The organism is Ochrobactrum sp. Marseille-Q0166 (genome assembly GCF_014397025.1).
Lineage (GTDB): Bacteria > Pseudomonadota > Alphaproteobacteria > Rhizobiales > Rhizobiaceae > Brucella.
Genome location: NZ_JACJUO010000002.1, coordinates 1,376,175 through 1,400,419, shown reverse-complemented (window position 1 = coordinate 1,400,419; position 24,245 = coordinate 1,376,175). Strand labels below are relative to the sequence as shown.

The following is a 24,245-nucleotide window of genomic DNA, read 5'->3' as shown; positions in this document are numbered from 1 at the left end:
GCTTTTTATTGGTAATAACGAGCTTTAATTGCCGCGCTTGAACGAAATGAATGCAAATCCGATCAATGAAACGACAGCCGCAGCAGTCATGTAATAGCCAACATAGGCAAAGCTATAATGGGTTGCGAGCCATGTTGCGATGTAAGGTGCAACGGAAGCGCCAAGGATACCGGCCAGGTTGAAGGTAAGCGAAGCGCCGGTATAGCGCACCGAGGTCGGGAATGGTTCTGCAAGAGCCGCACCAATCGGACCATAGGTCAGGCCCATCAGACCAAAACCGATGATGAGGAAAGCAAGAACGCCAGCCGTTCCGCTGAGGAAGAGCGGAGCCATGATGAAGCCGTAGAGACCGATCAGAACAGTGACGACGATCATCACAGGACGCATACCGTATTTATCGGAAAGCAGCGCTGCAACCGGGATGGTGAGACCGAAAAAGATCACGCCGATCATCTGTAGAATGAGGAACTCTTCACGGCTGTAGCCCAAGGCACGCGTACCCCAACCAAGCGAGAACACCGTCATGAGATAGAACAGAACGAAGGTTGCAACAGCACCGATGGTACCCAGAAACAGGCTCGCCTTATGCTTTTTGAAAAGCGTTGCGACTGGAACTTCAACCCGTTCAGCCTTGTCGATAGCCTTCTGGAATTCCGGTGTTTCAGCAATCTTCAGTCGAATGAAGAGGCCGACGCCAACCAGCAGGGCACTGGCGATGAACGGAATACGCCAGCCGAATGACATGAATTGCTCTTCGGTCAGGAGTTCAGCAAGGATCAGGAAAATACCCGTTGCAAGGATGAAGCCAACAGGCGCACCGAGCTGTGGGAACATGCCGTACCAGGTACGCTTGCCTTCCGGTGCATTTTCGGTTGCGAGCAGAACTGCACCGCCCCATTCGCCACCAAGGCCAAGACCCTGACCCAGACGGCAGAGTGCGAGCAGGAGAGCCGCCCATACGCCGATGGATTCATAAGTTGGCAGGAAGCCGATTGCGACTGTGGAAATACCCATGGTCATTAGGGCTGCAACCAGCGTTGCCTTACGGCCAACCTTATCGCCGAAGTGGCCGAACAACGCGCCGCCGATCGGGCGTGCAAAGAAGGCAATCGCGAAAGTTGCCAGAGACTGGAGCAGCGCCGAGTTACCGTCACTTGCCGGGAAGAAAAGGTGCGGGAAAACGATTACCGCCGCAGTAGCATAAATATAAAAGTCAAAGAATTCGATTGTTGTGCCGATCATGCTCGCGGCCAAAACACGGCGCGCAGAATTTTTCTTCGGAACAACTGCTTGAGCTACAGTCATTGTTTCATATCCATATTTGTGGGCTATGCAATTTGGGGGGGAAGCCCGAGATGTTGCCTTCTTAGTGCCACAAAATACGAAACCGCAAGCTTAAAAGGGCTCTCACGTAATTTTCTAATTTCGAATGTGCTCTTTTCGAAACAAAATGAATGTATCAGGTAGTTTCAAGGAAAAGGCTATGGCCTTTCAATTGCCTTAAGCCAGCCTTAAGCTGAAATTCAGAACATGGAATCACAATGACTGTGCAGGCGTTCAGATACATCAACACTGGTATGCGTTTTCGCAAACAGTCTGTTTTGCGAATTCTCTCCGTTATGCTGATTGTTCTGTTCTCGTTGCTGTTTCTGGTTTCAACTCAATTTTGTTATCCCATGGCGCATGACCTGCCACTGACGGCAGCAGTTACTGACTGTCATATGACTGTAAAGATTGCCAAACATGATGGCGGTCATTCAGTACCGACAGATCATGGCAAAAAGGCATCTGCCGCCTGTGTCATGATGAGTTGCGGCGGCATCATGCAGCTTAACTCCGGCGTTGCTCTGTTCACACCCGATCATGAGTTTGGCCTGCCACCACGCGTCGCAGCATTGAACAGCAACGACCCCTTCGGCGTTCTCCGACCTCCAATATCCAGCCAGATCTGATCTTCTGAAACGCTGCCGGTCTTCGGCGGCAAGAGCGCATTTCGAAGTTTTCAATGCGCGTTGATAGAGATTTATCTGGAGAATTATCATGACGAATATCACTCGCCGTCGTCTTTTGGCGCTTGGGGCAAGTGCTGCAGCCTTATCCATCGTCCGGCCTTTAGAGGCTTTAGCGCAAGACACCCACCAGCAGCACATGCAGCATGGTGCAGCCGGTACACAAGAAAAATTCCAGGTTCTGCCTATTCCAGCTTTAATTGAGCCTGACGCTGCAGGTGTGGTGAAGCTAACGGTCCAGAAGGGACGCCATGCTTTCACGCAAGGCAGCGACGCGGCCTCCGCCGGGATAAACGGCGCCTATATCGGGCCGGTCGTCCGCCTAAAAAACGGTGAAGCGGTTACACTTTCGGTAAATAACGAAATGGACGAAGACACAACGCTTCATTGGCACGGTCTTTTTGTTCCGTCGGTTCTCGATGGCGGGCCTCATAAAATTATTGCAGCAGGCAGTAGTTGGGAGCCGAAGGTTACGGTCAACCAGCCAGTTTCGTTCAACTGGTTCCACCCGCATATGCACGGGGACACTGCGCGACAGGCGCATATGGGAATTGCCGGGTTGATGATTGTCAGCGACGGCAAGGATGGGGAACGCGGATTGCCTCAAACCTATGGTGTTGATGATATTCCTCTCGTCTTGCAGGATCGCAGGGTGATCGATGGCGATAAGGTTTACCAGCCTGACATTATGGACCTGATGCATGGCTTTCGCGGCGACAAACTTATTGTCAATGGCGTTATGGCGCCACAAGCGCGTGTTCCTGCTTCCGTGGTTCGGTTGCGTATTCTGAACGGCGCCAATGCACGCAACTTCCATATTCGTCTCAGCGATGACCAACCGTTGCAAGTTATCGCTTCTGATGGCGGTTTCATAAGCAAGATTGATCCGGTTAAGCGCCTGACAATCAGTCCGGGCGAGCGCTATGAGGTGTTGGTCGATTTCGCCAAATCGAAAGATATGCTCCACTTGCTGACAGCCAGTGATGACAATGGTGGCGATGATCAGTCTTTGATGCAGTTCATCATCGATGACCAAATCGAAGGCGCAATCAAAACCTTGCCGACAAAGCTCGATGGTCCGCAACAGCCGGATGAAAAGCTGTCTGTTCGCAGGCGCTCATACTTCTTCGATGAACGTATGACGGATAATATGAAGCTCATGATGGGCGGCATGTCGAGCGATCCCAATGCTGGTCACAACATGGCGAATATGAGTGATCATGATATGCATGGTGGTCGGAGCAATGCCGACACCGGACCTGCGTTGCAGGCTTTAACATCAGGCGTTCAGATGGCGATTGCGGAGAAGCCTTTCGACATGAACCGCATCGACGCCGAGGTTAAGCTTGGATCTTGGGAGATCTGGGAGTTAACGACGAAAGAAATGGCACATCCGTTTCATATTCATGGAGCATCGTTCCGCATCCTCACTTTGAACGGTGAAACGCCGCCGAGGCATCAATCCGGGTGGAAAGATACGGCGCTGATAAACGGCAAGGCAGAGGTGCTGGTGCATTTTGATCGGGAAGCGACGCGAGATCACCCATTCATGTTCCATTGCCATGTGCTGGAGCATGAGGATGTCGGCATGATGGCTCAGTTTATTACCGTTTAGAGCGCATCGCCAAAACTGTGAGACGCCTACAAAGGGAAATCAGTCCATTGGACTGGTTTCCTATCACGATAAGATCTGAAAAGATGCGCGCGAAAACAATGCGACATCCGCTCTAAACACCGGTTCGCTATCCCCAGTTCTCGATACGGATTTTCGATCCGTCCGAGAAGCGCGAGATATGGAACGGCGAAGGATCGACAACCGGTGTATCGCCGAGGACCATATCTGCAACCAATCTTCCTGCACCGGGGCCGATGCCAAAGCCGTGACCTGAAAAACCTGTGGCAACGATCAGCCCGTCAATGCCGGGTAGAGGGGAGATAACCGGAATGACATCCGGCATCGTATCGATCAGCCCGGCCCATTCTTGCGCGATCGTTGCCGACGCAAAAGAAGGAATGGCAGCTTTCAGTTTGGCCAGCACTGCTGCATTCGCTGCCCTATGCGGTTCTGGGTCTAGCGTGCGGATTTTTTCAAACACCGAGACCTGATCTGCTGGACGGAGTTTCCACTGGAAAGCTTCTTCAAAAAATCGCTCACCGAAACGAAACCGCAGGGATTTCCATTCGGTTGAGAGCGAAGGGAGGAAGTCGCGGAAGAAGCGGAAACTGTCAGGCACAATGTCGGCAATGGAGCCGCCAAGGCTCGCAACCGTGTATCCGCCATCAAGCCGCTTGCGCAGTGCAAAATCCGAAAATGCGATTGCCGGCTCAACGCCACTCTCGATAGGCGCAGTGCGGAAGACGGACGAGCGCACTTTGAGCTGCGGTAGATGGGCATCAAACGACGATATGATCAGTCGTGACCAGGCGCCCCCAGCAACGACAATCGCTTCGCAAGCCACGCGGCCTTTTTCAGTCAGGACGGCTGACACACGTCCATTGGTGGTTTCGACCCCGCGCACGGCACAGTTTTGCAGAATGACAGCACCGAGTTCCTGCGCCTTTGCGGCAAAAGCAGGCACTGCCTTTTGCGGCTCCGCACGACCATCGAGCGGCGTGATCATGCCGCCTTTGAGTGGGCGCGTCAGTCCCGGCGCAAGACTAGCTGCCTGCTGGCTGTTGAGCAATTGTGTTTCGATGCCGTGCTCGCTGGCAATCTTGATCCACTCTGCGTAGCGCTCGACTTCCTCTTCCTTCTCGGCAGTGTAGGCAATGCCGGTAACGCGAAATCCGGTTTCGCGACCCACACGTTCATTCATGCCGTCCCAAAGACGCATACTCTCAACAATCAACGGCATTTCGCGGCTATCGCGCCCGGTCCGACGGCACCAGCCCCAGTTGCGACTGGATTGTTCGCCTGCGATTTCGCCCTTTTCAAACAGGGCAACAGGAATGCCTCGTTCGGCTAGAAAGAGGGCCGTCGATACACCGATCACACCACCGCCGATAATGGCGACCTTCGTTTCTTGCGGCAAACGCTCGGCGGTTGCCACCTTGTCGGTGATCGGCCCCATGATCAGACTCCTGCAATGCGAATACGAAATGATTTGCGAGGAGAATTGCGCGATTTGCGAGCCAGTTCAACTGGATAGTGCAGCAAACTATTGCGCTTTAAAGGGTGTTTCGACAAATGCCTGATGCGTTTGGTCGGGTTTTATTGGCAAAGTCGTCCAAGTGCATTTATATGCGGATTGATGATAACAGGACTCTCGGCCTCATCTATGGATGCACGCACTCTGCAGGATACGAAGCTCGGTAATGAAACGAATCCGGCACTGACCCTCTCAGGAATTGGTCGGCAGTTTGGAACCGTGCGCGCACTGGACAAAATATCGCTGAATGTGCAGCCGGGTGAGATCATCTGTCTGGTCGGGCATTCCGGTTGCGGCAAGACTTCACTCTTGCGGATTATTGCTGGCATTGATGCACCCGATGAAGGCCAGCTTATGATGGGCGGACGAACGCTCGTCGGCCCATCTATCTTCGTTGAACCGGAAAAGCGAAACATTGGTGTGGTCTTTCAGGACTATGCGCTGTTTCCACATCTGACAGTACGCGAAAATGTGCTGTTTGGCCTTCGCAAAGTGCGCAAGGAACAAGCGCTCAGCCGCGTGGATGAATTGCTCAAACTTGTCGGTCTTTCTCCGATGGCAGATCGTTATCCGCATATGTTGTCGGGTGGGGAGCAACAACGCGTGGCGCTCATCCGGGCTTTGGCACCGAAGCCTGATCTTTTGTTGATGGATGAGCCATTCTCCAATCTGGATCGCGGCTTGCGTGCACGTGTGCGCGGTGAAACAATGGGACTGCTGCGCGAACTTGGTACGCCTGTTATTATCGTGACGCATGAGGCGGAAGAGGCGCTTTCAACAGGTGACCGCGTTGTGCTTATGCGCTCTGGAGAAATCGTCCAACAAGGTTCTGCCCGAGACCTGCATAACCGTCCCAACTCTCGTTATGCAGCCGATTTTTTCTGCGACTTCAACGCGTTTGAAGGCACTGTTCGAGGCAAAGCAATTGAAACCGCACTGGGTGTCTTTGATACTCCGAACGACCTCACAAGCACCGGAGAAGTTCTCGTTTATATCCGACCTCGCGACGTTGAGATCGTGTCGGATGCCAATAATGATGTTTTAAGCGGAAAAATTGAAACGCGAATCTACCTTGGTGAAACAGAAGAGTTGCAGATCAGCCTTGATGGAAGCGAACAGCGTCTGCGTGTGCGGACGGATTATCATGTCCCCGAAAATGCTGACTCGATTTTCCTCCGTATAAATTGGAAAAAAGTACTGATTTTTGCAAAATAATGAGTAAACAGGTCATATTTAGAACTAAGCGCAATTGACCCTGCAAAACCCTGTTCATATATTCCGGTTGCATACCATATAGTTTCAAATGAACCATATTTTCGGAGGTACAATGCCCAAGATCGCGCGTGCTGGACTTGCACTCATTGCTGCGACGTTTCTCTCAGGTGCTGCAAATGCAAATGAGGTAAATATTTACACGACGCGTGAGCCAGGCCTGATTCAGCCTTTGCTCGATGCCTATAAGGAAAAGACGGGCACCACCGTCAACACCGTTTTCCTGAAGGATGGTCTCGCTGAACGTGTTGCTTCCGAGGGCGATAAATCTCCGGCCGATATTTTGATGACGGTCGATGCAGGCAATTTGGTTGATTTTGTTGATAAGGGGCTTACCCAGCCGATCGATTCCGCAGCCCTCAAGGCTGCTATTCCTGCGCAGCTTCGCGATGCGAACGACAACTGGTTTGGCTTGTCCATGCGTGCTCGCGTCGTCTATGCCGACAAGGATCTTGAGCTCGACAAAATTAGCTATGAAGAGCTGGCCGATCCAAAGTGGAAGGGCAAGATCTGCATTCGCGCTGGTCAGCATCCATATAATACGGCCCTTATCGCCGATTACATCGCGCATCACGGCGCAGAAAAGACTGAAGAATGGCTGACTGGCCTCAAAGCCAATCTGGCACGCAAGGCAGCCGGTGGTGATCGTGATGGTGCCAAGGATATTGTCGGTGGTATCTGTGACATAGCAGTTGCCAACTCCTATTATGTTGGCCTGATGCGCTCGGGTAAGAGCGGTGATGAACAGAAGGCATGGGGCGACGGGATCAAGGTCATTCTTCCAACCTTTGCCGATGGCGGCACGCAGGTAAACATCAGCGGTGCAGCAGTTGCCAAGAACGCACCGAACAAGGACGAAGCGGTCAAGCTTCTCGAATATCTTGCATCCGACGAAGCCCAGCAGCTTTATGCAAAGGCCAACTACGAATATCCTGTCAAGGCAGGCGCTCCGGTTGATCCAATCGTTGAATCCTTCGGCGAACTGAAGATCGATACGGTTCCGCTTTCGGAAATCGTCAAGCATCGCAAGCAAGCAAGCGAATTGGTCGACAAAGTCGGCTTTGATAACTAAAAGCTGATTATTACTGTAAAAATGACGCCGGTGCAAAACCATTGCGCCGGCGTTATAACATGAAGGTCGACAAGAGTGCCGGAACCTGTGCAAGCCGCGTCATCATCCGTGCCTTATCGTACCCGTTCGGGGCGAGGCTGGTTGTGGCTTTCAGGATTGATCGCGCTGCTGGTCTGCCTGCCGGTGCTTGCACTGGTTATCGAAGCACTTCGCGGCTCATCCGGCCTATGGAGCCATCTTTTTTCGACGATCTTCGCGACAGCTTTTGCTGATACGATCATTCTTCTGGCAGGCGTCGGGCTTATCACTGCATTTGTCGGCACCTCAGCAGCATGGCTGGTGACGGCCTATGATTTTCGTGGACGCGGTATGCTGGAATGGGCTCTTTTGCTGCCCTTAGCGGTACCGACCTATATTATCGCTTATGCTTATCTTGATATTCTGCATCCCATCGGCCCGATACAAAGTGCGATCCGCTTTGTGCTGGGTTATGAAACGCCGCGTCAGTTTCGCTTGCCGGATGTAAGATCAATGACGGGCTGTATTATTCTGCTCGGCTTCGTGCTTTATCCGTATGTTTATATTCCAACGCGCGCGATGTTTCTTACGCAATCGGCAAGCCTGATTGAAGCGGCACGCACATTGGGCGTCAGCCGCAGAGGAATATTCTGGCGCGTAGGCTTACCGCTTGCACGTCCTGCGGTCGCTGTTGGTGTTAGCCTCGCATTGATGGAGACGCTCAACGATGTCGGTGCTGCCGAATTTCTCGGTGTGCGGACGCTGACGGTTTCGATCTACACAACGTGGGTCACGCGCTTCGATCTGCCGGGAGCAGCACAGCTCGCCTTGGCACTTCTGTTGTTAGTTGTGGCTATTGTTTCAATCGAGCGATGGGCGAGGCGGAAACAGCGTTTCTCTTCCAATATTCGCCACTCGCGCGGTTTCGAGCCACTGAAGGTGAGCGGTGTAAAGGGCATGTGGCTGTTCATCGTCTGCGCCGTGCCGATCATTATCGGCTTCATCATGCCCGCAACTTATCTCGTCATTGAGGCAGTCAAGCGGATGCGCTTTGCGGGCATATCGCCCCGTTTGGCCAGTGAGGCATTCAACACCGTGATGCTGGCATCTGTCGCTACCATTCTGGTGCTGCTGTTTGGCATGATGGTGGCCTATGCGATGCGGCTGTTTCCGGGTGCGGCTTCGCGCTGGTTCTATCGCTTCTCGACCATGGGCTATGCTGCCCCCGGAACAGTGATTGCCATCGGTATCATGATCGTGTCCGGTGCAGTTGACCGTTTTTTCGATCAGATATTCAGCACGTTTTTTGGTCTCTCCACAGGACTGCTGCTGATCAGCACGGGCGCAGCAATCATCTATGCTTATGTCGCACGCTTTCTGGCTATATCTGCGGGCGGCATCGATGCCGGTCTGGAGCGCATTCCGCAATCGCTGGACCAGGCCTCACGTACGCTTGGTCGTGGCGTGACCGCTACCTTCTGCCAGGTGCATCTACCGCTTTCCAAGACGGCCATTGTTGCCGCTGGTTTGTTGGTTTTTGTCGATTGCGTGAAGGAATTGCCGGCCACGCTTCTGTTGCGCCCACTTAATATCGAGACATTTGCCACGCATCTTTATGGAGAGGCTGCACGTGGAACCTATGAAGAGGCGTCGGTTGCAGCATTGGCAATTGTGGCTGTCGGGATTTTGCCGGTTATTCTGCTTTCGCGTGTAGGGCGTCGTTTGGGTGACGGTCGCAGCTAATCGCAGAAGTTCTGCAATATCAAATTGTTACAATGCCGTTACGGTTTGCGATTGTACCGTGCTGCCCAGTATGGTTGCCAAAGTTCCCTAAATTCAAAATATGCAGATCTATCAAGGGCTTTGAGGTCGATGCGACCTTAAGTTCAGCCGAGATAGATGAATGTTTTCAACACGATATTTCGCGTGAACGCAATAATATGTGACTGTATTATGAAGCCATTTCCATGCTTCTACCACAAAGTGAAAGCTCAATGGTCACAATTGAAACAAGACCGCGCAATCTGAGCAGCAAACGGCCATGGAGGTCGATTTGAGGATCGCGGAAGGAATGAGATGATGGAAAATATGCTGAATACGCAACAATGGCTTCCGGTCGAGTTGCTGAACATCGGTTTGGCAGCAGCCGTTTTCTTCGCCTGTCTTGTGCTTTCGCTGTGGAAGGCAGTTTTTGACGAACTAAACCCGGTTTTCTGGCGCCGTACGGCCGCTGTTCTTTGGGCCGGTGTTGTCATCGTTGCGTTGAGTACTGGTATTGAAAGCTTCAACTGGCCGCAGATCGTTGGCTGGATGATGGTTGCTGGCGGTGTGATTGCAACAGCGACCCGCACTGCGATGAGCTATTATCGCCAGTACTCGGCGAACAATGTTCGCCGCGCCAAGTTCACAAATCCGCGCTTTTCCGGACCACGCGCTACTGGACGGTGATGACCATGTTTGCAAAGACTGTTCAAATGCCTTTGCGGCAACACCGCCCTCATAGCCTGCGATCTTTCTTTATCCGCGCTTTTGGTTCTGCACGATACCGTAGATATTTGTAGAGCGCGTGCCTGAACGGCAATAGCCCAGAATTGGGCCTTCGGCTTCGGCAAGTGCCGAAGCCATTTCATCGACATTCTCCTGCGTCAGTTGTCCGCCAATGACAGGGATGTAATAGGTCTTGATACCGGCCTTTTCCGCTACTTTCGCGACTTCAGCAAAGGTGGGCTGGTCTGGTCCTTCTTCGCCGTCTGGACGATTGCAGATGATCGTCTGAAAGCCTTCAGCTGCAATATCGCGCACGTCATCCGGCGAAATTTGTCCGGTAACTGAGTAATTATCGTCGATCTGGCGAATATCCATTGTGTTGTACCTGAGAGATGAGCGTGAATGGAAAATCAGTGTCTGCTTCGGACAGTTGATTTAACTCGGTATAGCCTTTTTGGACGCTCAGTCGCAATGGCATTAAAAATCAAAAAGCGGCCAGTCGCATCTTGAAAAAACTCAGTTAGCACCCACATGTTCGTCAGTGGACCGGGCCCCTCTGGCGGTTTTTACGAACCGTGATGTCGGACACTTCGAGAAAACTCGAGGTCAGCCCGGTATCACCAAGCCGACCTTGTAAGATTTGAACAGAGGTCGGATATGGAACTCTTTACATCACTTTTTATGGGAACTCCGGTCTGGATGTGGCTGGTGTTTATCGGCATTGTTCTGGCACTGCTGGTGCTTGATCTCGGCGTTTTCAACAAGGAAGACCACGAGATTGAGATCGGCGAAAGCCTGAAAATGTCGGCTTTCTACATCTCACTCGGTTTGGCTTTTTCCGGCTTTGTCTGGTGGCAGATGAGCAGTGAAGCGACTGCACAATATCTCACGGCATTCGTGGTCGAGAAAACGCTGGCTCTGGATAACATATTTGTAATTGCGCTGATTTTTGGTTTCTTCGCAATCCCGCGTAAATACCAGCACCGTGTCCTCTTTTGGGGTATTCTCGGTGTGATCGTACTGCGCGGCATCATGATCGGCCTTGGTGCCACTATCGTCGCAAACTACCATTGGGTACTTTATGTTTTCGCGGTCTTTCTCATCATCACCGGCATCAAGATGCTGTTTTCTGGAGAAGACGATGAACCGGATATGAGCCGCAATCCGCTGCTACGTTTCGCTCGTAAACGCATGCGTGTCACGGATGAGTTGCACGGCAATGCCTTTTTCGTGCGCTTGAAAGATAGTGCGACGGGCAAGATGGTACGCTTTGCAACGCCATTGTTCCTGGCACTTATCATGATTGAAGTTGCAGATCTGATTTTCGCAGTTGACTCGGTTCCAGCGGTATTTACGATCACGACCGACCCTTTTATCGTTTACACGTCGAATATCTTTGCAATTCTAGGCCTCAGAGCGCTTTTCTTTGCTCTGTCGGCAATCTTGCATCGCTTCGCTTATCTCAAATACGCTTTGTCTATTCTACTGATCTTTATCGGATCAAAGATGTTCATAGCCGATCTTATGGGGTGGGAGAAGTTCCCACCGTCGTGGTCGCTTGGAATAACCTTCGCAATCCTCGGTGCCGGCATCGTCATATCGCTTGTGAAGACAAAAGGTCACTCTTCAAAGCCTCAAACGGAATTAACCGAATAACGACCATTTTCAGGATGCCCGAAAAGCCTTGGCTTATGGGCATCCTGCGAATTGTTATCGAAGATAATGAATATGGGGTCTGTCGCTATATTTTGAATGTTCTATTCGCGCATCGACTGAGAAAACGTCTTTGAGAACATCCTGCGTGATGACATCGTTTGGTGTTCCGGCAGCCACTATTTTCCCACTTTGCAGAATGATCAGTTCATCGCAAAACATCGATGCATGATTAAGATCATGCAAAGCGATGATACTCGTCATGGGTAATCCGCAGATCAGGCGCAAAAGCCCCATTTGATGTTGGATATCGAGGTGATTGGTCGGTTCGTCGAGTATGATTTCTTTCGGTTTTTGTGCCAAAGCACGCGCAATATGTGCACGTTGTTTTTCACCGCCCGAAAGGCTTTGCCAGCGCTCGTAGCGTTTGGCTTTCATGCCGGTGCGTTCAATCGCTTCTTCAACCGCTGCTTCATCTGCATGAGTCCAGCCCGAAAACATTGAGCGGTGCGGGAAACGGCCAAGCTTTACGACGTCTATCACCTTGAGATTGGCATTCGTCGAGGCATGTTGTTCGACGAATGCAACCCGCTGCGCAATATTGCGCCTTCCAATGCCACCAATATTCTTGTTGTCCAGAAAGACATGGCCGGAATTTGGTTGTCTCAAGCCAGCAATCAGGCGCAGCAATGACGTTTTGCCGCTGCCGTTCGGTCCAAGAAGGCCGAGCATTTTTCCTGGTTTGGCATCAAACGAAATACCATCCAGAATGGTCTTTTTCCCGATTTTCCAAGTAAGATTATCAACCTTGATTGTCATGACGCGCGCTGGAACCGATAGAGGATAACCGAGAAGAACGGAACGCCCACGAGTGCGGTGACAACGCCTATTGGCAGGACTTGCTGTGGCACCAGCGCTCTTGAAGCAATATCTGCCAAAACCATGAAGATCGCACCAATAATCGCGCAGGCGGGTAGCAATCGGATATGTAGTGGCCCGACAATGAAGCGGGCAGCATGCGGCACAACAAGCCCGACAAATCCGATGGAGCCGACCATGCTAACGATGGTTGCTGTCATGATTGCGGTCAGCGCAAACAATATAATGCGGGCTCGTCCGACATTCACGCCAAGCGAAGAAGCGGCTTCATCGCCGAATGCGAAAGCATCCAGCACGCGTGCATAAAACAGGCAAGCCAGCAGTCCGAGCCCAACGATCACTGACACGAGTGAAAATTCTGGCCATCGAACACCACCGAAGCTGCCCAGAAGCCAGAACATGACGTCACGTGCTTGCTGTGCGTTGCCCGAGGTCGTGACAATATAGGCTGTTACCGCGTTGAATAATTGTGATGCTGCGACACCTGCTAGAATGGTCCGGTCCGCCCCGCCACGCGTGCCGTTCGATAAGAGAGCAACGAAGAAAAATGCGGCAAATGCGCCGACAAATGCACCCGCAGAAAGAGAAACAGCGCCCGCACCCACCCCAATAATAACGATTGCGACAGCCCCTGTGGATGCGCCCGCCGATATGCCCAGTACATAGGGTTCAGCCAATGGGTTGCGCAACAGCGACTGCATAATTGCGCCTGAAAGCGCAAGACCGGCACCGCAAAATGCTGCAACCAGTGCACGGCTAAGACGATAATCCCAGATCACCGTCTCATGAATGCGATTGAGTTCAATAGAAGTCCATCCAAGACGATTGGTTATTGCCGCATAGGTAGTGGATAGCGGGATCGGCAAATCACCAATCCCGACACTGACGCCGACGACAAATCCAATCGCTACAAGTGACGCAACAAGTATCAAGCTTAATGCGCCGAAATGTTTCAAGGCATGGTTGGCAGTTGTCACTTTAAGATACCAAGAGCTTTCAGCTGTTCAGCCACCTGTTCAGCGCCAAAAATTGTGCGAATGGTTGGGTTCATTGCCTGACCGTCCATGATGGCGATTGCCTTGTTTTTAACCGCTGGCATCTGGCTAACAGCAGGATCCGTGTTCAGAAACTTGATCTTTGCTTCTGGTTTGTCGAGTTCCCAGCGATTGCGATCGAGATTGGCAACGACGATGACATCCGGATTAGCAGCTATAATGCTTTCCCAACCAAGCGTTGGCCATTCAGCTTCCGCCTTGATCGCGTTTTCTCCGCCAAGAACATCAGCAATAAAAGTCGATGCGCCGTTGCCGCCGCCTACATAAGCGTCCGCCGATGGCGACTGGCTTGAGAACCAAAAGACATATGAGAGTTTTTTGCCATCAGCAGGAACGCTGGCCCGAAGCTTGGCTTCACGCGTTTTAAAATCGGCAATCAACGCTTGCCCACGATCAGCAACATCGAAAATCTGCGATAGTTCGTCAATCTCCTTATAGAGGAGATCCATGTTCCAAAGCTTGTCACGGCTGCCATATTGATCTTTGACCTGCGCAGTACTCAAGCAGGTACTTGGCGACAGATAGCTCGGAACACCAACCTTATCAAAGTCTTCGCGTTTGGCAACTTTACTGTTCGGCCCGACCAGGGTTGGCAAAGCGGCTGCTACGAAATCAGGATTTTCGGCCAGGATCGATTCAAATGTCGGAAACTCTACAGTCAGTAGCTTTACTTTAGCGTTTGCTGCTTCGAGCTCTGGAAGCACCTTGCTCGGCCAGAATGCCGTTCCGGCCATTTTATCTTCAAGGCCCAGTAGCAGCATAATCTCGGCACTGTTTTGACCAAGACCAATTGCACGTTCTGGTGCTTTATTGATCGTTATTTTTGTTCCGCAATTCTCTAGTGTCAACGGATAGCTGGTTGGTGCAGCTATTGCAGGATTGATCTGCACGGCAAGTGCGGCAGCAAAACCTGAAGCGGCGAGGAGAGACTTGATAGCGAACACGAAGAGGCTTCCCTGTGTTGGGCCTTCACTAAGCACGGCCGGATTTAACGAGCTCGCTCTTAACCAACAGACAGCATCAAAACAAGAGCCATGCAGTCATATTTATCGTCGCGACATCGGGTGTTTTACGATTTGATCGCCGATCTGATTATCGGTTCTGACACGTATCCTTGCCCGAAAACCTTTTCGCACTTTTGGTGATGCGCTCTAACGCAAAAAATACTCAATTTCAAAAATCCCGCTGCGAACGAAATAAATTTACTAAATATCCTACAATTTCAGTCGACTAAACTTTGAGATTTTGTCCTGAAGCCGAGAAACTATTCGAGGCTGGTCCATATTCGTGCGCGTTGCGCGGAAGGGTCCGCCCCAATGCGATGCTCAGCGAAAGTGGATGTGCCGATGCCCTATCAGTTAAGCCTTCTCGACAAGAGCCCGGTAGCAGAGGCCGGCAATGCGGAAGTTGCGCTTGCGAATACCGTTTCTTATGCTCAGGCTGCCGAACGGGCCGGTTACAAACGGTTTTGGGTTGCGGAGCATCATCATGCAGATGAGCTGGCCGGGCCTTCGCCGGAAGTACTTGCTGCCTATCTTCTGGCATCGACGAAGCGGATCAGGATCGGTTCCGGCGGCGTGATGTTGCAGCATTACAGCCCTTACAAAGTTGCCGAAAACTTCAATCTTCTGGCGGCACTTGGGCGCGGGCGCGTTGATCTGGGTGTCGGCAAGGCTCCGGGCGGACTTCCATTATCAACCAAGGCCTTGCAGCTGGAAACGGGCAGCGAAAAGCGGCTTGATTTCAACAACAAGCTTGAACAGCTCAGCGCATTTCTTGGCGGTGACAAGATCGCATCGGGTCCGTTTGAAGGACTGGCCGCAACTCCCAAACCTCAGACATCTGCGGAAAAGTTTGTTCTTGGCGCAAGCCCAGAGAGCGCGTTGCTTGCTGCAAATTCCGGCTGGGACTTTGTTTATGCCGGTCATCTGAATGGCGACACCGCCAATCTAAAGAAGACGCTCGATGCCTATCGGAATGTGACTGGAAAGGTGCCGGTTCTGGCGCTGGGTGCAGTCGTTGACGAGAACCATGACGCGGTCGAAGCTGCGGTTTCGAAAATCAAAATCTTCAAGGTTCATCTCGCCTCCGGACAATCGGTTTCGGTTGCCACGCAGGAGGCCGCTGCCGAGTTTGCACGGCAGGCTGGGGAGACTGACTATCGGATTGAAGAAAAGCATCCAAATGTGCTCGCAGGCTCGGCAAAGCAGGTAAAGCAGAAGCTTGATGAGCTGCACGAGCAATATGGGGTGACAGAGTTTGTGCTCGAGTTCCCCGCCGTTTCACACGAGCAAAGATTAGCAGCCATCGAAAGCCTGGCAGGCGAACGTCTGGCAATCGCAGCCTGATCCAAAGCCACTGGCTATAGGGAGAATAAAAAGTGAGTTCCAAGCAGATTAGATTCGGTGTGATGCTGCAGGGTGCAGGCGGACATATGAATGCCTGGAAACATCCATCCGGTCCGGCTGATGCCAGCGTGAACCTACAGTTTTTCATCGATGCGGCGCGCAAGTCCGAAGAGGCTGGCATCAGCTTCGCCTTCATCGCAGACGGGCTCTACATCAACGAGATTTCCATTCCACATTTTCTCAATCGCTTTGAGCCTTTGACTGTCCTGTCTGCGCTCGCGGCAAACACAAAACGCATCGGTCTCGCAGGCACGGTTTCAACGTCCTATAGCGATCCGTTTACGATCGCCCGGCAGTTCGCATCGCTTGATCTCATCTCAGGCGGGCGCGCGGGCTGGAACGTGGTGACATCACCACTCGAAGGGTCAGGGCGCAACTATGGCAAACCACATCCCGAGCACGCGCTCCGTTACGAAATCGCCGATGAATATCTCGAAGTGACCAAAGGTCTGTGGGATTCATGGGATGAAGATGCCTTCGTTCGCGATCGCGAAAGCGGACAATTTTATAAACCGGAAGGTTTTCACCGCCTTGATCACAAAGGGCGCTTCTTCTCGGTTGAAGGGCCGCTTAATATCCAGCGCTCACCTCAGGGCCAGCCCGTCATCTTTCAGGCTGGCGCTTCCGAAGCGGGGGTAGGGCTTGCGGGTAAACACGCGGATGCCGTCTTCACCAATGCGGGCACCATCAAGGACAGCCAGACATTTTATGCGCAGATCAAAGCAAGCGCGGTTGCCCATGGGCGTTCGCAGGACGATGTCGGCATTTATCCGGGCATCGGCCCCATTGTTGGACGAACCGAAGCTGAAGCCGAAGAGAAATATCAAACGATCCGAAATCTCGTAAGTGTTCACGAAGCACTATCTTATCTCGGACGTTTCTTCGACCACCATGATTTCACCGCCTATGATCTCGATGCGCCTTTCCCTGATCTTGGTGATGTTGGTAAAAACAGCTTCCGTTCGACAACCGATCGCATCAAACGTGATGCCGCTGCAAACGATCTCAGCCTGCGCGAAGTGGCACTGAATATCGCGACACCACGCACATCCTTCATTGGCACGGCAGAGAAAATTGCAGACGAAATCATTCTCTGGAAAGAGGAGAAGGCGGCTGACGGTTTCATCCTTGGTTTCCCGGTGATTGCCGAAGGACTGGATGATTTCATTACCCATGTTCTGCCAATTCTGGAAGAGCGCGGCTATCATGAAGGCAACCTGAAACACGATACGCTGCGCGGTAATCTCGGATTGAAGCACCCTGAGAGCCGTTATGCAAAGCCGGTCCAGACCGGTAATCAGAAAGGCGCCGCATGAACATTCAGCGGTCGCCAGACGTAAACCGCAAACTCGAAATCGAGGCAGGCCTTGCCTCGATTATTGATGAGTTTATCGCGTTGCGTCGCGACCTTCACGCGCACCCGGAACTGGCCTTTAAGGAGACACGTACCTCTGCTCTGGTGGCGGATTATCTACGTCAGTGGGGTTATGACGTTACAACCGGCATTGGTGGTTCGGGTGTGGTTGGCACATTGAAGCGTGGCAACTCCAGCAAGACCATTGGCATCAGAGCGGATATGGACGCGCTGCCGATCATTGAGGCGACTGGCCTTGATTACGCAAGCACCAACTCCGGCGTGATGCACGCATGTGGTCATGACGGACATACGACTATTTTGTTGGCTGCGGCCCACTATCTTGCCCAGTCCGGTCGCTTTTCTGGCACGGTGCATCTGATTTTCCAGCCCGCTGAGGAGATCGGGGCAGGTGCCCGAAGCATGATTGAGGATGGTCTCTTTGAGCGCTTTCCTTGCGATGCGGTCTACGGTCTGCATAACTGGCCAGGTGTACCCGCAGGAAAGTTCGGCTTTGTCACCGGCCCCGCAATGGCATCAGTGGACCGGGCAAGAATTCGCGTGAACGGACGTGGCGGCCATGGCGCAGAACCACACAAATCGGTCGATCCGGTTGTGGTTTCTTCATCGATTGTTCTAGCCCTGCAAACGGTGGTCGCGCGCAATCTTGATCCGCTTGACATGGGTGTGGTGACCGTGGCCTCCATTCATGGAGGCGATGCGTTGAATGTCATTCCGGCACATGTCGATCTTGGCATCACCATCCGCTCGTTCTCGCAAACCGTGCGCGAAGAATTGCGGCGGCGAATTGAAGCTGTCGTGCGTTTACAGGCCGAAAGCTACGGTGCGGTTGCGGATATCAATTATCAGTGGGGATTCCCTGCGGTGATCAACGCAACAGCCGAGACGGAGTTTGCCCGACAGATCGCGCTGAGAACATTCCCCAATGGCACCGTTATCGAAAATTTCCGGCCACGTACGGCGAGCGAGGATTTTGCCTTCATGCTCGAACAAAAGCCGGGAACGTATTTTTTCGTCGGCAATGGCGACAGCGCAGGCCTGCATAGCCCTAATTACAATTTCAACGATGAAATCCTCCTTCCAGCCGCGCTTTTTTGGGTTCGACTGACCGAAGCCTCTCTTATCTGAGATTGTACGACTTTTTTATATGGATGGCCCATCATGGCGGATGAATTTCTCTATACTTCAACCACAGATATTCGTGCGGTGCCCCTGATCGAGGCTCTGACAATCGAGTATGACACGCGCTACGGTACCTATTTCAATGAAGAGGGTGCAGCAGCCGAAATGAACAAATATCCGCCGGAAGCCTTCGCGCCTCCTCACGGCAATTTCCTGCTGTTGCTCCGTGACGGTCAGACAATCGGTGGCGGCGCATTCATGCGCTACGACGATGTGACAGCAGAGTTCAAGCGTATCTGGACGCATAGCGATCTGCGCCGACAGGGGCTCGCCAGGAAAGTGCTTGAAGAACTGGAAGCGCAGGCACACCGCCAGGGGTATAAGCGGGTTTATCTGACCACTGGTTTCAGGCAGCCGGAAGCCAAAGAGCTGTATTTAAGAAACGGCTATACAGCACTTTTTGATGTGGATGCTGACCCGGAAATTTACGGAACTCTGCCTTTCGAAAAGAATATTGAAAACATCAGAAAGGTTGATTTCCGATCCTCTGAAGGGGCTTCAAATCAGCTTGCATTTGGCTAAGTAAATATAAGACCAAACAGTGGTTGTTATGGAAAAAACATCCACTGGCACTCATTTAAATAGACTTATTTGTTTTGAAAAGAGGCCAATCTTCTCCGAAAATTGCATCAGATGACTTTCATGGCCGACGCTTTTGTATCTCGCCATGAGTCGAATGACCAATCGGAGCAGCATTGATTATGGCTATTGTGACAGATTTTGCGGGGACGGAAAGAGACGCGGGATCCCGCGTAAGCCCTCGCGATTTTAAACATTATCGCATTGTTCCGGCGCGTTATCCGGCACGAATTATTGGAACAATCTTCGCTGCGGGTCTGATCTTAGCCGTGATGCAATCTGTTCTGACCAACCCGAAATGGGGCTGGTCAGTTTTTGCCGAATGGTTTTTTGCTGAGCCGGTTCTCGTTGGTCTGATGCGTACATTGTGGCTGACGGTACTTGCATCATTGCTCGGTTTTGCACTTGGCACGGCACTGGCGCTGGCGCGAGTTTCACGCTCGCCGCTGCTGTCCGGTCTTTCCTGGGCCTATATCTGGCTGCTGCGCTCTATTCCGCTGATTGTGCTGCTTCTTGTTCTCAATAATCTTGGCTATCTCTATGAGACTGTCAGACTTGGAGTCCCTTATACGGACATCACTTTTGCCGAATATCCGACGGTTCAGATATTAAGTCCTTTTGCTGCGGCCCTTCTTGGGTTGAGCCTTAATCAGGCGGCATTTTCCTCCGAAATCATTCGCGGCGGCATTTTGTCGGTCGATCAGGGCCAGCTGGAAGCTGCGGCCGCACTCGGTCTTCCTCGCCGCAGACAGGCCTTCCGCATTGTGCTCCCGCAAGCTATGCGCACAATCCTGCCAACGGGTTTCAATGAAATCATCGGTCTCGCTAAAGGCACGTCGATGGTTTACGTGCTGGCGCTGCCGGAACTCTTCTACACGGTACAGGTTATCTATCGCCGTAATCTTGAAGTCATTCCGCTACTGATGGTGGCGACCGTCTGGTATCTGATCATCATGACCGTGCTGTCGATTGCGCAATATTATATTGAGCGGCATTTTTCGCGCGGTGCGTTGCGTAACCCGCCGCCCGCTCTGTTCGGACGCTTATTCTCCCGCTTCCTGCCAGCGCAGCCACAGGCATCTGCTGAGGTTCAGAACGTCGTTACTCGTGAGAAAGAGTCGAACGTCGCGGAGCCGCTTGCCGTGGGTGGTTTTACAGGTGGGCGACGTGGATCGGTCGATATTCATGGCGTGTCCAAGAGTTTTGGCGACAATCTCGTTCTCGATAATGTCAGCTTGCATATCAAGCCCGGCAGTGTGACAGCAATTTTAGGCCCATCGGGTTCGGGTAAGTCCACATTACTTCGATCCATTAATCATCTGGAGCGCGTTGATGACGGGTTTATTGCGATTGATGATGAATTGCTGGGCTATCGTCAGAGTGGCAACACCCTCTATGAGCTGAAAGAAAAAGACATTCTGAAAAAGCGTGTCGATGTCGGCATGGTGTTTCAGAACTTCAATCTCTTCCCGCATCTGACTGTATTGGAAAATATCATCGAAGCGCCGATGATCGTGCGTGGACTGAGCAGGGATGCCGCAACCCTGATTGCCAAGCGACTGCTCGCTCGCGTTGGTCTCAGCGAAAAAATCAATGCCTATCCGCGTCAACTTTCCGGCGGTCAGCAGCAACGTGTCGCCATCGCCCGCACACTGGCACTCAATCCAAAAGTCATCTTGTTCGACGAGCCAACCTCTGCGCTCGACCCGGAACTGGTTGGTGAAGTGTTGGATGTCATTAAGGAGCTAGCACGCTCTGGCACCACGCTTGTCATCGTAACTCATGAGATCGGTTTTGCCCGCGAAGTGGCAGATACGGTGGTCTTTATGGAAGAGGGACGCATTCTTGAGACAGGCAGGCCTGAGCAGCTTTTCAATGCAGCGACGCACCCCAGAACCCGGGAGTTTCTCGCAAAAGTCCTCTGACGCCAGAACGCCCGTTTAGATCCAAACCGCAACTCCCGACATTTACGATTGCCCTAATGGGGCAATCGACGGGGTTTGTTTGTCCAAAATTAAGATTATTCTCAGGAGTCATTCAATGAAGTCAGGCAAATACAAGAACGCAATTCTGGGCAGCTTTTTGGCAGCAGCGACGCTGTTGAGCGCGCCAGCCTTTTCCGCAGAGCTCGACTTGAGTCCAGAGCAGCCAAACCGTCTGCGCACAGAAAAGAGCGACGCCGTCGTCAATGCTGTTCCCAAGGATTTCAAGTTTGTGCAGGACGGCAAGTTCGTCGTCGGCATTAATCCTTGGGTGCCTCCAATTAGCACTTATGCAACCGATGCCAAGACTGTTGTGGCTTTCGATCCTGATCTCATTCAGCTGGTTTCCGATACATTGGGCCGTGAGCTTGTGCTGGTGCCAATCGCTTGGGCTGACTGGCCGCTTTCGCTTCAGTCTGGCAAGTTCGATGCGGTTATTTCAAATGTGACCGTAACCGAAGAGCGCAAGGAGAAGTTCGACTTCTCGACCTATCGCAAAGATGAGCTTGGCTTTTATGTGAAAGCCGACAGTCCGATCACGTCGCTGAAAGAGCCAAAGGACATTGCGGGCCTCAAAATCATCACCGATCCAGGCACCAATCAAGAAAACATCCTCGTGCAATGGGACAAGCAGAACGTCGAAGCGGGCCTGAAGCCTGTAGAAATTCAGTATTACGACGATGATGCAGTTAAGAGCCTTGCGATTGAATCCGGTCGTGCAGATGCGGTGTTCAGCGTCAATGCAGTACAGGCCTATGCCGCATCGCAGCACGGCAAAACCAAGCTTGTCGGAACTGTAAGCGGCGGATGGCCGCAGACCGCCGAGGTGGCAATCACCACTCGCAAGGGCAGTGGTCTCGCCGATGCGCTGACGCTCTCGCTCAATGAACTTATCAAAAATGGCAAATATGGCCAAGTGCTGGAGCGCTGGAGCCTGAGTTCAGAAGCTGTTGATGAGGCCAAAACCAACCCTGCCGGATTGCCGAAAAGCGGGTCGTAATATCCGCTCTAAACCGAGTCAAACGTAAAGAAATCAGGTCATTACACAGAGTTTTACACTCAAGGAGATGGGAATATGACTTATATCAGAAAAGCGGGATATTTTACTGCGGGCCTGATTTCAGGGGCTTTGCTGATGACCAATGCTGCGTGGAGTGAGGGTAAATTTGATCTCAGCCCTGAGCAGCCAAATCGGTTACGCGTTGAAAAACTTGATAAGCGTATCGATGAGGTCAAGGACTTTAAATTCGTCAAAGACGGTGTTCTGACCATTGGCATCAGTACCAGTGGGCATCTGCCTTTGCATGACTATGCATCAGATTCCAAGACCGTCATCGGCTACGATGTCGATCTGGCACAGATCATTGCCGACAGCCTTGGCCGTGAACTGGAACTGGTTTCAGTTGCGTGGGCCGATTGGCCTCTCGGGCTTGCGTCCGGCAAATTCGATGCGGTGATTTCCAATGTCACCGTGACGGAAGAGCGGAAGGAAAAGTTCGATTTCTCCACCTATCGCAAGGATGAACTTGGCTTTTACGTCAAGTCAGACAGCGCGATAAAGGAGTTGAAGCAGCCTAAGGATATTGAAGGCCTCAAGATCATCACCGATGCGGGCACCAATCAGGAAAAGATTTTGCTTGAGTGGGATCGTCAGAATGTTGCAGCAGGTCTGAAGCCAATCGAGGTGCAGTATTTCGATGATGAAGCGGTCAAGGACCTCGCCATTCAAAGTGGACGTGCAGATGCTGTGTTCAGCGTGAACGCGACACAGGCCTATTCCGCAGGCATCAATGGCAAGACCAAGCTGGTTGGCACGGTCAGTGGCGGCTGGCCGATCTCTGCCGAGATTGCGGTCACAACGCGCAAGGGTAGTGGACTTGCAGCTCCACTGACCAATGTTCTCAACGATCTGATTGCAAGTGGCGCCTATACCAAGGTTCTCAATACCTGGAACTTGGGACCGGAAGCCATCACCGAAGCCAAGACAAATCCACAGGGCCTGCCGAAAAGCGGTTCATGAGGGGCTGGGCTGGCACATGAGGGGACGCATTTGCCAGCCCGCAAACAATTTATGTAATTGGAGAATAGTTTATGAGAGCAGGTGCTCTGTTGTTCGCTACATGGGCGGTGATTGCCGCTTCATCTCTGCCAGTATTGTCGGCGGACGATTTTGATTTGTCGCCCGAACAGGCTGGTCGCATTCACGTACAGAAAGATGCCAAGGCAATTGCTGCCATTCCCGCTGATTTCAAATTTGTCACGCCGGGTAAGCTGACTGTGGCCGTTGCACCAGGTGGCCCGCCGCTGGCGGCCTATGCCACGGATGCCAAGACCGTCGTAGGTGCGGATGCGGACTATGCATCAGCGATTGCGGAAAGCCTTGGGCTTGAACTGGAAAGCGTTCCGGTTGCATGGATCGACTGGCCGCTGGGTCTCGCCTCCGGCAAATATGATGCTGTAATATCAAATGTAGGGGTAACGGAGGAGCGGAAGGAAAAGTTCGACTTCTCGACCTATCGACAAGGCCTGCATGGCTTTTTCGTGAAGGCCGACAGTGGTGTTACTTCCATCAAGGAACCAAAGGATGCTGCAGGACTCCGCATCATCGTCGGTGCCGGTACCAATCAGGAGCGCATTCTCGTCAAGTGGAGTGAAGAAAATGAGAAGGCTGGGCTGAAGCCACTGGAACTGCAATATTATGATGATGAAGCTGCTAGCCTTCTGGCCCTACAATCAGGCAGGGCCGATGTGATCGTTCAGCCGCACGCGCAACTCGTGTTCATCGCCTCCCGCGACAAAAATATCAAACGTGTCGGCACGCTGAGCGCGGGCTGGCCAGATCGCTCGGACGTGGCAATTACAACACGCAAAGGCAGCGGACTCGCCGATGCGCTTACCATCGCTACGAACAGCCTTATCGCGAACGGAGACTATGCCCGCATTCTTGACCGCTGGCATCTCAACGAAGAAGCACTGAAACAGTCGGAGACCAACCCGCCCGGATTGCCGAAGTTCAAATAGTTTCCTGCACAGTGAGAGCGCCTTTTTTGTAAGAGTTCGGCGCTCGGGCATCTGTTTCTACGCACATTTTCGTCAACAACCGTTTCACACTTTTCGGGATGTGC

At 52.2% G+C, this 24,245-nt stretch carries 21 protein-coding genes; 15 read left to right on the top strand and 6 right to left on the bottom strand.

Annotated elements, in window-relative coordinates; all coding sequences use genetic code 11:
* Positions 1 to 24 precede the first annotated feature (24 nt).
* On the bottom strand, positions 25 to 1,305 hold the full coding sequence (locus H5024_RS17800; protein WP_187548447.1) for an MFS transporter: 1,281 nt from the start codon (positions 1,303 to 1,305) through the stop codon (positions 25 to 27).
* 236 nt (positions 1,306 to 1,541) lie between these two features.
* Here H5024_RS17800 and H5024_RS17795 point away from each other — a divergent pair, with 236 nt between their 5' ends.
* Together H5024_RS17795 and cueO are read left to right on the top strand one after the other, a co-directional pair.
* Entirely contained in the window at positions 1,542 to 1,952 is a 411-nt protein-coding gene (locus tag H5024_RS17795) for a hypothetical protein (protein ID WP_247875334.1), read from the top strand.
* An 88-nt stretch (positions 1,953 to 2,040) separates the two neighbouring features.
* A complete protein-coding gene (cueO, locus tag H5024_RS17790; protein WP_187548445.1) occupies positions 2,041 to 3,624 on the top strand; it encodes a multicopper oxidase CueO in 1,584 nt (527 codons plus the stop codon).
* A 127-nt stretch (positions 3,625 to 3,751) separates the two neighbouring features.
* On the opposite strand, the gene H5024_RS17785 is transcribed toward cueO, so the two are convergent.
* On the bottom strand, positions 3,752 to 5,080 hold the full coding sequence (locus tag H5024_RS17785) for an FAD-binding oxidoreductase (RefSeq protein ID WP_187548442.1): 1,329 nt from the start codon (positions 5,078 to 5,080) through the stop codon (positions 3,752 to 3,754).
* A gap of 207 nt (positions 5,081 to 5,287) precedes the next feature.
* Here H5024_RS17785 and H5024_RS17780 point away from each other — a divergent pair, with 207 nt between their 5' ends.
* From H5024_RS17780 to H5024_RS17765, 4 genes are all read left to right on the top strand, one after another.
* Positions 5,288 to 6,373 (top strand): ABC transporter ATP-binding protein, encoded by a 1,086-nt coding sequence (locus H5024_RS17780; RefSeq protein ID WP_187548440.1) that lies wholly within the window; start codon positions 5,288 to 5,290, stop codon positions 6,371 to 6,373.
* A 112-nt stretch (positions 6,374 to 6,485) separates the two neighbouring features.
* On the top strand, positions 6,486 to 7,502 hold the full coding sequence (locus tag H5024_RS17775; RefSeq protein ID WP_187548438.1) for a Fe(3+) ABC transporter substrate-binding protein: 1,017 nt from the start codon (positions 6,486 to 6,488) through the stop codon (positions 7,500 to 7,502).
* 75 nt (positions 7,503 to 7,577) lie between these two features.
* Positions 7,578 to 9,263, top strand: coding sequence for an iron ABC transporter permease (locus H5024_RS17770; protein ID WP_348770712.1), 1,686 nt, complete (start codon positions 7,578 to 7,580; stop codon positions 9,261 to 9,263).
* A gap of 333 nt (positions 9,264 to 9,596) precedes the next feature.
* The gene (locus H5024_RS17765; RefSeq protein WP_187548437.1) at positions 9,597 to 9,968 is read left to right on the top strand and encodes a hypothetical protein; all 372 of its coding nucleotides are present in this window, start codon (positions 9,597 to 9,599) and stop codon (positions 9,966 to 9,968) included.
* Between the two features lie 69 nt (positions 9,969 to 10,037).
* On the opposite strand, the gene H5024_RS17760 is transcribed toward H5024_RS17765, so the two are convergent.
* A complete protein-coding gene (locus tag H5024_RS17760; RefSeq protein WP_007879466.1) occupies positions 10,038 to 10,382 on the bottom strand; it encodes a TIGR01244 family sulfur transferase in 345 nt (114 codons plus the stop codon).
* A 282-nt stretch (positions 10,383 to 10,664) separates the two neighbouring features.
* Between H5024_RS17760 and H5024_RS17755 the strand changes: the two genes are divergently transcribed.
* On the top strand, positions 10,665 to 11,663 hold the full coding sequence (locus H5024_RS17755) for a TerC family protein (RefSeq protein WP_187548435.1): 999 nt from the start codon (positions 10,665 to 10,667) through the stop codon (positions 11,661 to 11,663).
* Positions 11,664 to 11,717: 54 nt separating this feature from the next.
* Here H5024_RS17755 and H5024_RS17750 read toward each other — a convergent pair whose 3' ends face one another.
* The 3 genes from H5024_RS17750 to H5024_RS17740 are packed head-to-tail and all read right to left on the bottom strand — an operon-like array spanning position 11,718 to position 14,538.
* A complete protein-coding gene (locus tag H5024_RS17750) occupies positions 11,718 to 12,479 on the bottom strand; it encodes an ABC transporter ATP-binding protein (protein ID WP_187548433.1) in 762 nt (253 codons plus the stop codon).
* Positions 12,476 to 13,471 carry an iron chelate uptake ABC transporter family permease subunit gene (locus H5024_RS17745; RefSeq protein ID WP_247875380.1) on the bottom strand — a complete coding sequence of 332 codons (996 nt, stop codon included), beginning with the start codon at positions 13,469 to 13,471 and terminating at the stop codon, positions 12,476 to 12,478. The genes H5024_RS17750 and H5024_RS17745 overlap by 4 nt, the downstream gene beginning before the upstream one ends.
* 41 nt (positions 13,472 to 13,512) lie before the next feature.
* The gene (locus H5024_RS17740) at positions 13,513 to 14,538 is read right to left on the bottom strand and encodes an ABC transporter substrate-binding protein (protein WP_187548429.1); all 1,026 of its coding nucleotides are present in this window, start codon (positions 14,536 to 14,538) and stop codon (positions 13,513 to 13,515) included.
* 402 nt (positions 14,539 to 14,940) lie between these two features.
* Between H5024_RS17740 and H5024_RS17735 the strand changes: the two genes are divergently transcribed.
* From H5024_RS17735 to H5024_RS17700, 8 genes are all read left to right on the top strand, one after another.
* The gene (locus H5024_RS17735; RefSeq protein WP_187548426.1) at positions 14,941 to 15,942 is read left to right on the top strand and encodes an MsnO8 family LLM class oxidoreductase; all 1,002 of its coding nucleotides are present in this window, start codon (positions 14,941 to 14,943) and stop codon (positions 15,940 to 15,942) included.
* A gap of 32 nt (positions 15,943 to 15,974) precedes the next feature.
* Entirely contained in the window at positions 15,975 to 17,318 is a 1,344-nt protein-coding gene (locus H5024_RS17730) for an LLM class flavin-dependent oxidoreductase (RefSeq protein WP_187548424.1), read from the top strand.
* On the top strand, positions 17,315 to 18,505 hold the full coding sequence (locus tag H5024_RS17725) for a M20 aminoacylase family protein (protein ID WP_187548423.1): 1,191 nt from the start codon (positions 17,315 to 17,317) through the stop codon (positions 18,503 to 18,505). Before H5024_RS17730 ends, H5024_RS17725 begins: the two co-directional genes overlap by 4 nt.
* A 33-nt stretch (positions 18,506 to 18,538) precedes the next feature.
* Positions 18,539 to 19,081 (top strand): GNAT family N-acetyltransferase, encoded by a 543-nt coding sequence (locus H5024_RS17720; RefSeq protein ID WP_187548422.1) that lies wholly within the window; start codon positions 18,539 to 18,541, stop codon positions 19,079 to 19,081.
* Positions 19,082 to 19,260: 179 nt separating this feature from the next.
* Positions 19,261 to 21,063, top strand: a complete 1,803-nt coding sequence (locus tag H5024_RS17715) for an amino acid ABC transporter permease/ATP-binding protein (protein ID WP_187548421.1) — start codon at positions 19,261 to 19,263, stop codon at positions 21,061 to 21,063.
* Between the two features lie 115 nt (positions 21,064 to 21,178).
* Positions 21,179 to 22,120 carry an ABC transporter substrate-binding protein gene (locus tag H5024_RS17710; protein ID WP_187548420.1) on the top strand — a complete coding sequence of 314 codons (942 nt, stop codon included), beginning with the start codon at positions 21,179 to 21,181 and terminating at the stop codon, positions 22,118 to 22,120.
* 75 nt (positions 22,121 to 22,195) lie between these two features.
* Positions 22,196 to 23,140, top strand: a complete 945-nt coding sequence (locus H5024_RS17705) for an ABC transporter substrate-binding protein (RefSeq protein WP_187548419.1) — start codon at positions 22,196 to 22,198, stop codon at positions 23,138 to 23,140.
* 71 nt (positions 23,141 to 23,211) lie between these two features.
* Positions 23,212 to 24,141, top strand: a complete 930-nt coding sequence (locus H5024_RS17700; protein WP_187548418.1) for an ABC transporter substrate-binding protein — start codon at positions 23,212 to 23,214, stop codon at positions 24,139 to 24,141.
* Positions 24,142 to 24,245 lie beyond the last annotated feature (104 nt).

Coding starts and splice junctions, on each gene's coding strand:
- H5024_RS17800 (WP_187548447.1), bottom strand. CDS start 1,305: ATGACTGTAGCTCAAGCAGTTGTTCCGAAGAAAAATTCTGCGCGCCGT.
- H5024_RS17795 (WP_247875334.1), top strand. CDS start 1,542: ATGACTGTGCAGGCGTTCAGATACATCAACACTGGTATGCGTTTTCGC.
- cueO (WP_187548445.1), top strand. CDS start 2,041: ATGACGAATATCACTCGCCGTCGTCTTTTGGCGCTTGGGGCAAGTGCT.
- H5024_RS17785 (WP_187548442.1), bottom strand. CDS start 5,080: ATGGGGCCGATCACCGACAAGGTGGCAACCGCCGAGCGTTTGCCGCAA.
- H5024_RS17780 (WP_187548440.1), top strand. CDS start 5,288: ATGGATGCACGCACTCTGCAGGATACGAAGCTCGGTAATGAAACGAAT.
- H5024_RS17775 (WP_187548438.1), top strand. CDS start 6,486: ATGCCCAAGATCGCGCGTGCTGGACTTGCACTCATTGCTGCGACGTTT.
- H5024_RS17765 (WP_187548437.1), top strand. CDS start 9,597: ATGATGGAAAATATGCTGAATACGCAACAATGGCTTCCGGTCGAGTTG.
- H5024_RS17760 (WP_007879466.1), bottom strand. CDS start 10,382: ATGGATATTCGCCAGATCGACGATAATTACTCAGTTACCGGACAAATT.
- H5024_RS17755 (WP_187548435.1), top strand. CDS start 10,665: ATGGAACTCTTTACATCACTTTTTATGGGAACTCCGGTCTGGATGTGG.
- H5024_RS17750 (WP_187548433.1), bottom strand. CDS start 12,479: ATGACAATCAAGGTTGATAATCTTACTTGGAAAATCGGGAAAAAGACC.
- H5024_RS17735 (WP_187548426.1), top strand. CDS start 14,941: ATGCCCTATCAGTTAAGCCTTCTCGACAAGAGCCCGGTAGCAGAGGCC.
- H5024_RS17725 (WP_187548423.1), top strand. CDS start 17,315: ATGAACATTCAGCGGTCGCCAGACGTAAACCGCAAACTCGAAATCGAG.
- H5024_RS17720 (WP_187548422.1), top strand. CDS start 18,539: ATGGCGGATGAATTTCTCTATACTTCAACCACAGATATTCGTGCGGTG.
- H5024_RS17715 (WP_187548421.1), top strand. CDS start 19,261: ATGGCTATTGTGACAGATTTTGCGGGGACGGAAAGAGACGCGGGATCC.
- H5024_RS17710 (WP_187548420.1), top strand. CDS start 21,179: ATGAAGTCAGGCAAATACAAGAACGCAATTCTGGGCAGCTTTTTGGCA.
- H5024_RS17705 (WP_187548419.1), top strand. CDS start 22,196: ATGACTTATATCAGAAAAGCGGGATATTTTACTGCGGGCCTGATTTCA.
- H5024_RS17700 (WP_187548418.1), top strand. CDS start 23,212: ATGAGAGCAGGTGCTCTGTTGTTCGCTACATGGGCGGTGATTGCCGCT.